Below are 10,005 nucleotides of genomic sequence, written 5' to 3'. Positions count from 1 at the left end.
AAGGCGTACGCGTACATCGCCCGCCTCGGCGACGAGGGGCTCGCGGACGCGGCCGCGAAGGCGGTGCTGAACGCGAACTACCTCGCCGAGCGGATCGATCTGGACGTGCCCCACGGGCCCTTCCACCACGAGTTCGCGGCGACTGCGGGCGATCGCGACGCCGCCGACGTCGCCAAGCGCATGCTCGACTTCGGCGTCCATCCGCCGACGACGAAGTGGCCCGAGATGGTCCCGGAGGCGATGCTGACGGAGCCGACCGAGATCGAGGGACAGTCGTCGCTCGACGACCTCGCGGAGGCGTTTAATCTCGCGTACGCCGACACCGACGCGGCGCTCGACGCGGCGCCGAACCGGACCGCCGCGAGCCGGATCGACCAGGTCTCCGCCGCGCGGAACCCGCGGCTCTCGTGGCAGGCGCTCGACGGGGAGTAGCGCGGGCGAGGCCCGCGCACCTCGGTTACGATCCCGCCCCCGGCCGACGCTGCCGTCGCCGGTTACGGTTCCGTCGCCGGGACCCCAGTCGCCTCCGAGCCGCGGGCGGCGTCTCCCTCGCCCCCGTCGTCGAACTCGTCGGCCGGCGCGCCGGAGGCCCCGCGGTCGGTGGCGACGGACGCGTCGGCGCCGAACTCCTCCTCGACGAACCGCCGTAACACGCGCCCCTCGGCGCGGTGGAGCGTCTCGCTGCAGGTCGACTTGGCGATGTCGCGGTCGGCGGCCAGCTCCGTCAGCGTGCACCGCCGCGGCGTGTCGTAGTACCCCGCCTCGATCGCGGCGCGGACGAGGTCGTGCTGGGCCTCGGTGAGGACCGGCTCCGGTCCGTCGCCGCCCGCCGACTCGACCGTGGCGCCCGCGACTGCGAGCCGCCGGCCGAACGCGGAGAGCCGCTCGCGGTCGCCGACCACCGCGAGCGTCGCCCGGCCGTCCGCGACCTCGACGGGAGGCTCGACCGGGGCGCCGGCCCGCCGCGCGGCCGCCACGTATGACGGGGGCGGCCCGGTGACGCGGACGACGGTCTCCGCCGCCCGCCGGTCGACGACCGCGACGTCGTCGACGCGGTCGCGTTCGCGGAGCCCCTCGACGACGCCGGCGCGGTCGGCTCCCGTCGCCGCCAGCGCGGTGACGTCACCGTCGTCGGCGGCCGCGGTCCCCGTCACCCGGAGCGTCGCGTCCGGGAACGACCGCGAGACCGCCCCGAGCCAGGAGTCGGCCGGGAGATCGAGACGCAGTCGCGTCCGACTCATCGGTTCCACCTCGCGGTCGCCGTCCCACAGTGATCTCGGCGCATTTGGAAGACGCTACGGCGCCCCGTTCCCTCCCGCTGTCCCTTCATCCGTTTCGGGATTAAACGGCGGCCGACCGACGCTTACATCTCCCAGTAGTCGACGTCACCGTCGGTCTCGTAGTACCCCTCCAGCGGGCGGTCCTCTCGACCGCCCGGCGGCGACCCGACGTAGACGCCGAACGTCTCCGAATCGGGGTAGACGGTCACGTCCGGCTCGGTCATCGTCGACAGCGCGAGGTACCGCACCGGCTCGTCGCCCTCGTTGATGACGCGGTGCGCGCCGGACGCGTCGGCCGCGAACGCGACGTAGTCGCCCGCCTCGATCGCGTGCGTCTCGCCGTCGTGACGGAGGGTCGCCTCGCCCGCGAGGACGTAGATCGCCTCCTCGTTGGCCGTGTGGTAGTGATACGGCCACGACTTCGCCCCGGCGGGGAGCTCGTAGAGGCTACAGCCGATCCCCTCGCCGCCGGCCGCCTCGGCGAGTTGCTTCCGACGGAACCGGGTCTCGCCGCGGTCGGTCTCCGCCCAGTCGAGCTCCTCCTGATTAACGCGTGCCATGGCCGTGGCACTCGGGGCGCGGACAAAACGGTTCGGGGGTCGCGAGCCGCGCCGTCGCGGACCGAGGCGGGCCGGGGCGCGGCCGGCCGCCGAACCGGAACCACTACGGCGGGCGGTCGCCACCCCTCGCGCATGGAACTCGGCGTCATCGGACTCGGGCGGATGGGGCGGATCGTCGCGGACCGGTCGCTGGCGGCGGGCCACGACGTGGTCGCGTTCGACCTCTCGGCGGAGGCGACCGCCGCGGCGGCCGAGGCGGGCGCGACGCCCGCGGATTCGATCGCGGACCTCTGCGAGCGGCTTGACGGTGCGGGCGGGGACGAGAGCGACGGCAAGCGGATCTGGCTCATGGTCCCCGCGGGCGACGCGGTCGACGCCACGCTCGCCGACTTGGAGCCGCACCTCGACGCCGACGACGTGGTCGTCGACGGCGGGAACTCTCACTTCGAGGAGTCGGTCCGGCGCGCCGAGGAGACGGACGCGGCCTACCTCGACTGCGGTACGTCCGGGGGCCCGGCCAGCGCCGAGGCGGGATTCTCGCTGATGATCGGCGGTCCCGAGTGGGCCTACGAGGCGATGGTCCCGGTGTTCGACGCGGTCGCGACCGGGCCGGCCGGCCACGATCGGATGGGCGAGTCGGGGGCGGGCCACTACGTGAAGATGGTCCATAACGGCGTGGAGTACGCCCTGATGCAGGCGTACGGCGAGGGGTTCGAGCTGCTCGCCGACGGGCGGTACGACCTCGACACCGAGTCGGTCGCGCGCACGTGGAACAACGGCGCCGTCATCCGGTCGTGGCTGCTGGAGCTGTGCGAGGAGGCGTTCCGCGAGGAGGGCTCCGATCTGGGCGACGTGGCCGACCACGTCGCCGGGGGCTCCACGGGCACGTGGACCGTCGAGGAGGCGCTCGAACAGGAGGTCCCGGTGCCGATCATCTACCAGGCGCTCGCGGAGCGGTTCGACTCGCGCAACGAGGGTCGCTTCTCGCGGCGGCTCGCGAACCGGCTCCGGTACGGGTTCGGCCGCCACGAGGTCGCGCGGCGGTCGGACGGGGCGTAGCGGGTCGCGGCCTCCGCGCTCGATCGACCGCCGCTTCTTCTGATTATCGACTTCGATCGGCCTCCGGGCAACGCTTATATAGTATCGTGGTAGAGGATACCACGCACAGCATGTTCGAGCGATTTTCCAGCGGATACTACCTGGGGGAACTGTACGTCGAGCCCCACGGCGGCGAGCGCGCCGTCATCCGGCGGGCCGACCACGAGCACGTCAACGAGCAGCTCTACGCGGACGGCGAGGGGGTTGAGCGGCTCGACGCGCCCCTCGTGATGAAGGTCGGGGGCGGGCACATCCCCGTCGCCGGCGACGACGATGTGCCGAGCGGAACGCTCGCCGTCCCCCGCGAGATCGCCGACGAGAGCCTTCCGGACCGGCGGAACGTCCTGCTGGCGGACGCGGATCGGGCGGAAAAGCTGCTGCGCTGGGAGGGCTGGGAGCCGCACGTGAACGCGTGAGACTCGCATACTGATTTCGACTTTCGCGGCGGTGTCGCCTTTGTTTTACAGTTAACCGATCGCTGATCGACGCTGATCCACTCCACAGATCCAGCCGCTCGATTATACTCGATCGATAGCGGATCGACGCTGAACCGCTCCAAAGCCCCAGCCGCGAGGGCAGCGCACGCTCGCTGCGCGCTTCAGTCGCTCACTTCGTTCGCTCCTTCCAGTGCTTTCGTCGCCTCCGCTGCCCTCGCGGCTGCCCCTTTGAGTCCCGCCCCGCACAGCAACCGCACGGCACCTCACACCTCCCCAGCCTCGTCGCTCGCTTCGCTCGCGACTCCCTCGCACGCGCTCCTCGCGACCGCCGGAGGCGGCCGCTCGGAGGCGCGCGCCGCCGCAATCGACTACGTGTGGACTTGGGCTCGCCTCGCCACAGACGCACCTTTTAGGTCGCCGGGGGTCGCCGTTCGGGTATGATCGACAGGCTGCTCGGGCGCGCCGAGCTGAAGGAGAGGATCGCGGAGTTAGAGGAGGAGAAGCGCCACCTCGAACGCCGCGCCGAGGCCGAGGAGGAGCGCCGCTCGGACGCGGTCGCCGACCGCCAGCGCGCCGAGGAGCGCGTCAACGAGCTCGAACATCGGATCGAGTCGCTGGAGGAGCGCCTGAGCCGGGCAGAAGACGAGGAGGCGTCCGTGGAGTTCCGGCGCGTGAGCGACGCCCGCGGCCCGCGGCTGTCGGACGTCCTGGACCGCTTCCGGGCCGTCGAGAGCGACGACCCCGAGGGGCTCCTCACGGCGTTCGTCCCGAGCGACGACGCGGTCCCGACGAGCGTGTCGGAGTGGTTCGGCGACCGCACCCGGCTCGTCCGGCGGGCCGCGCCAGCGGTCGTCCTCGCCGACGACTCGGGCGCCGTGAGCGCGGCGATCGCGCCCCCGATCGAGCCCGCGCCCTTCGACCGGTGGGCCGACTCCTTCCGGCTGGAGGAGGCGTGGTTCCGCCCGACCGGCCGGTTCGCCCTCGCGGTGGTCCGCTCGGACACGTTCGCGCTCGGCACCTACGAGGCGGGCGAGCGCGTCGCCTTCGAGGGGTTCACCTCGGACGTGAAGGAGGCCCACTCGAAGGGCGGCTTCTCGCAGGGGCGCTTCGAGCGCCGGCGCGAGGGCCAGATCGACGACCACCTGAAGAAGGCGAACCGAGAACTGGCGGCCGTCGCCGACGCGGACGATATCGACCGCGTCATCGTCGTCGGCGAGCGGAGCGTCCTCGGCGAGGCCCGCGAGCACGCCGATGTCACCGACGTCTCGGACGCGACGGGAAAGCCGGCGGCCGCCCTCGAAGACGCCTTCCGCGACTTCTGGACCGCCCGGATCCACGCGATCTGACGCCCCGCACCGGTTCGACGGTCCGCTCCTCCCAGCATCGCTGCCGCGGGGGACAGGCCTATCACCGCGACGCGCGGTACTGTACCCATGACACGGTCGGGTTCGGGCCCCGCGGTTCGATCCGTCGTCGCGTGCCTGTTCGCCGCGGTCCTGCTCGTCGCGGCCGCGCCCGTCGCCGGGGGCGCGGACGCCGCGGGGGAGCACGCCTATCACGGGTCGGTCAACCCCGAGCCCCTCGACCGGGGGGAGAGCGTCCCGGTCGCGCCCGATGACCGGGACGCGGACGCGCGTCCGGACGCCGACGCGGACGCGACCCAGGTCGCCGACTCCGACGCGATCCGCCTGCGGAACGAGCTGTCCCTGACCGACGAACCGGGAACGGTCGGCGTGACGACGAGCGCAGAGATTCCCGACCGGGTCACGGAGTTCCGGGTGACCCTGCTCAACGCGAACGACGCCGCGATCGAGCCGGACGGGTTCGAGCGGGCCGACGACGCCGCTCCCGGCGAGTCGGTCTGGGAGTGGGACGGCGAGACGGCGACCCCGTCGCTCACCTACGCGATGGACGCCAACGACACCGTCGAGGAGACGGGACCGCTCGGCGCCCGCGGCACCTACCGGTTCGTCGACACCGGCGAGTGGTCGGTGGTCCGGACCCCGCGGACGAGCGCGAGCTGGTCGTACACCGGGCAGTACGACGGCCAGGTCCGGCTGACGCGCGAGAACGCCGTCGACGGCGAGGGGGCCGCCTCGCGGGCGATGGCGTTTCTCGGTCCCCACGAGGAGCGCGTCCGCGAGGCCGGGGGGCAGCGCTACCGGCTGATCGTCCCCGCGGCGGCCGACGCGGAGGCGACGCCCGACGAGGTCTTCGACGCCTTCGAGTCGGCGTCGAGCGCGCTCCAGGTGGGGGCGCGCGACGAGATGGTGTTCGCGGTCGTCGCCCCCACCGACGGCGTCTCGTGGGGCGTCCGCGGGCTCCAGCTCGGCGACGCCGACCTGTGGGTCCGCGACGCGGAGCCGGCGGGCACGGCCGACGACGTCTGGACGCACGAGTACGTCCACACGCGGCAGGCGTACCGGACCGAGGCGAGCGGCCGCTGGATCACCGAGGCGAGCGCGACGTACTACGCCGCGCTGTTCGCCTTGGAGCGCGGCGCCGCCGACTTCGACGAGTTCGAGGCGACCCTGGCCCGCGGCGAGCGCGACCCCGACGCCTCGGCGGTGCTCGCCGACCCCGGGACGTGGGAGCGGAACCCGGACTACACCAAGGGCGCGCTCGTCGCCGGAGAGATCGACCGCCGGCTCCGGGTCGCGACGGACGGGAGCGCCTCGCTCGCGACGGTCCTCCGCGAGTTAAACGCGGCCGGGGAGCCGGTCACCAACGAGCGCGTCCTCGACGCGATCGAGGCGGCCGCGGCCGAGGGTGCCGACGCCGAGACCGCGGCGTCGGTCCGCGCCGAGGCCGAGCGCCTGACGACCGCGCGGGAGACGGCCGAGACGTGGGACCGCGCGGCCCACGCCGAGGCGTTCGGCGAGACGCCGGCGCGCGTCGGTTACGCGATCGCTGCCGACGGCGTCCGCGCGACTGGGGAGTACCGCGATCGCCCCGTCCTCCGCGATCCGGTCGAGCTCGTCACCGGCGAGACGCTCGCGCTCGACGTCGAGGTCGCCAACACCGGCGGGGCCGCGGGCGAGTACGACCTCGCGCTGACCGTCGACGGCGAGACCGCCGACTCCCGGTCGGGCTCGGTCGCCGCCGGCGACGCCGTTACCGAGACGCTCGAACGCGCCTTCGCGGAGCCCGGCGAGTACGCCGTCCGGATCGGGGGCGAGCGGCTGTCGGTCGTCGTCTCGGAGCCAGCACCGCCCTCGGTCCGCGGCGTCTCGACCGACGCGGACCGCGTGACCGCCGGCGACTCGGTGCGCGTGACCGCGACCGTCGGCAACGACGCGACCCTCCCCGCCGGCGGCGACCTGACGTTCCGGGTCGACGGCGAGACGGTCGCCACGGCGCCCGTCCGACTCGATTCGGGCGGCGAGACGACGGTCGCCCGGAACGTCACGCTCGGGGAGTCGGTGGGGTCCGGCGGGACCGACGGCGTCGACCGCGAGGTGACGGTGAGCGTCGCCGGTCCGGCGGACGAGGCGTCGACGACCGTCACCGTCGGAGGAGACGGTCCGGTCGGCGGCGCGACCGACGACGGCGCGCCGGGGCTCGGCCCGGTCGCCGCCGCGATCGCGCTCGTCGCCGCGGCCGGGCTACTCGGTCGACGCGACCGCGAGCCCTGATCAGAACGGGGCCTCGGGTCCCTCGTCGGCGGCGTCGTCGCCCGCGTCTGAACCCCGGTCTCCCCCCGTCGTCTCCTCCAGTTCCCCCTCGCGGGCCCACGCCTCTATCCCCCCGCGGAGGCTCTCGACGCGCGCGTCTCCGACGCCGGCGTAGCTCCCGATCAGCTGGGCCGCCTGCCGGCTGGCGATCCCGTGCGGGCAGACGGTAACGATCCGCGAGGCGCCCGCCAGCTCCTCGACGCGGGTCGTCAGCTCCGGGAACGGGACGCACTCGCTCCCGGGGAGGTGGCCGCGATCGAACGCCCGCCGGTCGCGGATGTCGACGATCCGGAGGTCGTCCTCGCTCTCGTCGGCTTCGCCGCCGCCGTCCCCGTCCCCGAGGAGCGCCGCCAGCTCCTCGGGGTCGATCTCGCCGTCCATCAGGGGAGGGGGCAGAGGCTCGCCGTGAGCACGGCTCGCTCGTCCGCGTCGTTGCGGGCGCCGTGGACCGCGCCGCGCTCGTTCGGGACCACCGCGGGCGCCGCGAGCGCCTCCTCGGTCCCCTCTCTGACGACGGTCGGCTCCCCCTCGATCACGTGGAAGACGTTGGTCGCGTCGGCGTGCTCGTGCGGGTCGACGGCGGCGCCCGGACCGAGGGCGAACGCCTTGACGAGCACGTCGTCGGTGACGACGAGCTCTGCGGTCTCCACCTCGCCCGGCGCGGGGTCGAGGTCGTCGACGGCGTCGGCGTATCTGTCGAGCGTCATGCCGAACGGTCGTCGCCGTCGATACAAAAGGCTCGTGGCGGTGCCGGGATCGACGGCCGCGGCGGGGCTACTCTCGCGCGCCCGGCGGGAGTGGGTCGGCGTGGTCGGCGATCGCCTCCGCGACGCGGTGCGGCTCCTCGTGGACTACCCAGTGCGTCGCGGCGTCGAGGCTCAACAGCCGGCCGTCCGCGCAGTGGTCTACGCTCCGACCGGCCATCCGCTTGGTGAGGAACCGGTCCTTCGCGCCCCAGATCACCAGCGTCGGAACCTCGACGCGGGTGCGTTCGGGCTCAGGGCGGTCCCGGACGATCGCCCGGTACCAGTTCACCATCGCCTCGAAGGCGCCCTCGCGGTTCCACGCGCGGCGATAGCGCCGGATGTCCTCGTCGCTGAACGTGCCGGGGTTACTGGAGTCGCAGAGCCCGCGGACGGCCAGTCGCCAGTTCCCCGCGCTGGCGACGGCCTCGGGGAGCTTCGGGAGCTGGAACGCGAGCATATACCAGCTCTTGAGGCGCTGGTCCCACGAGGTCCGGAGCGTCTCCTCGAAGACGGTCGGGTGCGGGACGTTGACCGCGACGAACTCCGAGACGCGGTCGTCGTGGTGGAGCGCGAGCCACCACCCCACCGCCGCCCCCCAGTCGTGACCGGCGACGGCGGCGGTCTCCCGGTCGTACGCGTCGATCACGCCGACGACGTCGCGGGCGAGCTCGCCGATGCGGTAGTCGCTCACGCGCGGCGGCTTCTCGGAGCAGTTGTACCCGCGCTGGTCGGGGACCACGACGCGGTAGCCCGCGTCGGCGAGCGTCGCGATCGCCTCGTGCCAGCCGTACCAGAACTCGGGGAAGCCGTGGAGCAGGACGAGCAGCTTCCCGTCCGTGGGGCCCGCCTCGACGACGTGGAGCCGGACGCCGTTGGTCTCGGCCGCCCGCGACTCGCCCGGCACCGACTCGGGGATCTCGTCGTCCGGGACGTCGGCGTCGAGGGCGTCGACGCCGCGGACCGCCTCGGTCGTCGCGTCGCTCATGCGTCTCCCTTCGCGCGCCCGGGGCAAATAGCTACGCTCCCGCGATCTCCGAGCCCACGCATCCGCCGTCTCCGAGATCGAAATCCTCAAGCCGCTGGCAGGCGCTCTCTGGGGTATACTCGTGTTGCCGACGCGCGGCTCGACGAGGCCCGGGCCGGCCGTCGGCTCGCCGCCTCGACGGCGACCTGCGCCCCGATCGGACCGCCGAGAGGCCGCGGCGCGACCGGAGGAGCCGTTCCGCGGCGTCGTGACGCCGGGGACACCGACCGCATAACATGGCACCGGACACGTCACCCTCGGACGAGACCGTCTCGGACTCGTCCGCCCCGACCCAATCGCCGCCGGCCGACGCGGAGCGAGAGGTCTCGAACGTCGTCCTCGTCACGATCGACTCGCTGCGGGCCGACGCGGTCGCGCCGTACGACGCCGACCGGATCTCGCCGGTGCTCGCCGACCTCGCCGACGACGGGACCGTCTTCGACCGGGCGTTCGCGACCGGGAACTGGACGCCCTTCTCGTTCCCCTCCGTCCTCGCGTCGGAGCCGGTGTTCGCCCGGAACGGCGACATCGGCGTCACGGACTCCCGGACGCTCGCCTCGGTCCTCTCCGAGGCGGGGATCGCGACCGGCGGGTTCAACGCCGCCAACGGGTTTCTCACGTCTCACTGGGGGTATCCCGAGGGGTTCGACGAGTTCGAGCCGTTCGTCACCAGCGTCGGGTCGAGCCGGTACAGCCGGTACCTCGCCGCGCACCCGACGGTCGAGGCGTGGATCCAGCTGTTCGCCTCCCCGTTCCGCCGGCTCGGCTCCAAGCTCCGCGGGGAGAGCGACGAGCGCCCGTTCCTCGACGCCTCGCGGATGTTCGACGTCGAGGACGCCGCCACCGAGTTCATCGACGAGACGGACGGCCCGTTCTTCCTGTGGACCCATTACATGGACACGCACACGCCGTACGTCCCGGCGCCTCGGTACATCCGCGAGGTGTCCGACGGACTGGTCGGGACCCACCGAATGCTCCACGCGCACACCCGCACGAGCCTCGGGCTGGAGGTCGGCGAACGGACCCTCCGCGAACTCCGGACGCTGTACCAGGCGACCGTCAAGCAGGTCGACGACAGCGTCGGTCGCGTGCTCGACGCGCTGGAGGCGGCCGGCGTCGCCGACGAGACCGCGATCGTCGTCGCGGGCGACCACGGCGAGGAGTTCCAGGAGCACGGCCACCTCGC

At 73.2% G+C, this 10,005-nt stretch carries 10 protein-coding genes and 1 pseudogene; 6 read left to right on the top strand and 5 right to left on the bottom strand.

Going from position 1 to position 10,005, the window contains the following annotated elements:
- Positions 1-432 (top strand): annotated as a pseudogene (locus SD626R_RS05490) (glycine dehydrogenase subunit 2); the annotation flags it as partial.
- A 62-nt stretch (positions 433-494) separates the two neighbouring features.
- On the opposite strand, the gene SD626R_RS05485 reads toward SD626R_RS05490, so the two are convergent.
- Complete coding sequence (locus SD626R_RS05485; RefSeq protein WP_092564580.1) at positions 495-1,241, bottom strand: helix-turn-helix domain-containing protein; 747 nt, start codon at positions 1,239-1,241, stop codon at positions 495-497.
- A gap of 122 nt (positions 1,242-1,363) precedes the next feature.
- Positions 1,364-1,840 carry a cupin domain-containing protein gene (locus SD626R_RS05480; protein WP_092564578.1) on the bottom strand — a complete coding sequence of 159 codons (477 nt, stop codon included), beginning with the start codon at positions 1,838-1,840 and terminating at the stop codon, positions 1,364-1,366.
- Here SD626R_RS05480 and SD626R_RS05475 point away from each other — a divergent pair.
- The 4 genes from SD626R_RS05475 (at position 1,766) to SD626R_RS05460 (ending at position 7,010) form a co-directional block, all read left to right on the top strand.
- Positions 1,766-2,899, top strand: a complete 1,134-nt coding sequence (locus SD626R_RS05475; protein WP_342766119.1) for an NADP-dependent phosphogluconate dehydrogenase — start codon at positions 1,766-1,768, stop codon at positions 2,897-2,899. The genes SD626R_RS05480 and SD626R_RS05475 overlap by 75 nt on opposite strands.
- A gap of 110 nt (positions 2,900-3,009) precedes the next feature.
- Positions 3,010-3,354: a DUF5802 family protein gene (locus SD626R_RS05470; protein WP_092564572.1), complete on the top strand. Its 345-nt coding sequence runs from the start codon at positions 3,010-3,012 to the stop codon at positions 3,352-3,354.
- Between the two features lie 458 nt (positions 3,355-3,812).
- Positions 3,813-4,721: a Vms1/Ankzf1 family peptidyl-tRNA hydrolase gene (locus tag SD626R_RS05465; RefSeq protein ID WP_092564570.1), complete on the top strand. Its 909-nt coding sequence runs from the start codon at positions 3,813-3,815 to the stop codon at positions 4,719-4,721.
- An 87-nt stretch (positions 4,722-4,808) separates the two neighbouring features.
- Positions 4,809-7,010, top strand: a complete 2,202-nt coding sequence (locus SD626R_RS05460; protein WP_092564568.1) for a hypothetical protein — start codon at positions 4,809-4,811, stop codon at positions 7,008-7,010.
- On the opposite strand, the gene SD626R_RS05455 is transcribed toward SD626R_RS05460, so the two are convergent.
- The 3 genes from SD626R_RS05455 to SD626R_RS05445 all read right to left on the bottom strand — a co-directional run bounded on the left by SD626R_RS05455 (position 7,011) and on the right by SD626R_RS05445 (position 8,780).
- On the bottom strand, positions 7,011-7,430 hold the full coding sequence (locus tag SD626R_RS05455; RefSeq protein WP_092564566.1) for a rhodanese-like domain-containing protein: 420 nt from the start codon (positions 7,428-7,430) through the stop codon (positions 7,011-7,013).
- Entirely contained in the window at positions 7,430-7,756 is a 327-nt protein-coding gene (locus SD626R_RS05450) for a cupin domain-containing protein (RefSeq protein ID WP_092564564.1), read from the bottom strand. Before SD626R_RS05450 ends, SD626R_RS05455 begins: the two co-directional genes overlap by 1 nt.
- A gap of 67 nt (positions 7,757-7,823) precedes the next feature.
- Positions 7,824-8,780 (bottom strand): alpha/beta fold hydrolase, encoded by a 957-nt coding sequence (locus SD626R_RS05445; protein ID WP_092564562.1) that lies wholly within the window; start codon positions 8,778-8,780, stop codon positions 7,824-7,826.
- A 275-nt stretch (positions 8,781-9,055) separates the two neighbouring features.
- Between SD626R_RS05445 and SD626R_RS05440 the strand changes: the two genes are divergently transcribed.
- Positions 9,056-10,005 (top strand): sulfatase (locus SD626R_RS05440; protein ID WP_141651422.1); only part of this gene is annotated, 950 nt, incomplete at its 3' end.

Origin of the sequence: Halorubrum sp. SD626R, assembly GCF_001261915.1 — an archaeon.
Lineage (GTDB): Archaea > Halobacteriota > Halobacteria > Halobacteriales > Haloferacaceae > Halorubrum.
This window is presented reverse-complemented; position numbering and strand designations above follow the sequence as displayed.

What these genes read in the sequence shown, in the direction of transcription:
- SD626R_RS05485 (WP_092564580.1), bottom strand. Translation starts at nt 1,241, where the DNA reads ATGAGTCGGACGCGACTGCGTCTCGATCTCCCGGCCGACTCCTGGCTC.
- SD626R_RS05480 (WP_092564578.1), bottom strand. Translation starts at nt 1,840, where the DNA reads ATGGCACGCGTTAATCAGGAGGAGCTCGACTGGGCGGAGACCGACCGC.
- SD626R_RS05470 (WP_092564572.1), top strand. Translation starts at nt 3,010, where the DNA reads ATGTTCGAGCGATTTTCCAGCGGATACTACCTGGGGGAACTGTACGTC.
- SD626R_RS05465 (WP_092564570.1), top strand. Translation starts at nt 3,813, where the DNA reads ATGATCGACAGGCTGCTCGGGCGCGCCGAGCTGAAGGAGAGGATCGCG.
- SD626R_RS05460 (WP_092564568.1), top strand. Translation starts at nt 4,809, where the DNA reads ATGACACGGTCGGGTTCGGGCCCCGCGGTTCGATCCGTCGTCGCGTGC.
- SD626R_RS05455 (WP_092564566.1), bottom strand. Translation starts at nt 7,430, where the DNA reads ATGGACGGCGAGATCGACCCCGAGGAGCTGGCGGCGCTCCTCGGGGAC.
- SD626R_RS05450 (WP_092564564.1), bottom strand. Translation starts at nt 7,756, where the DNA reads ATGACGCTCGACAGATACGCCGACGCCGTCGACGACCTCGACCCCGCG.
- SD626R_RS05445 (WP_092564562.1), bottom strand. Translation starts at nt 8,780, where the DNA reads ATGAGCGACGCGACGACCGAGGCGGTCCGCGGCGTCGACGCCCTCGAC.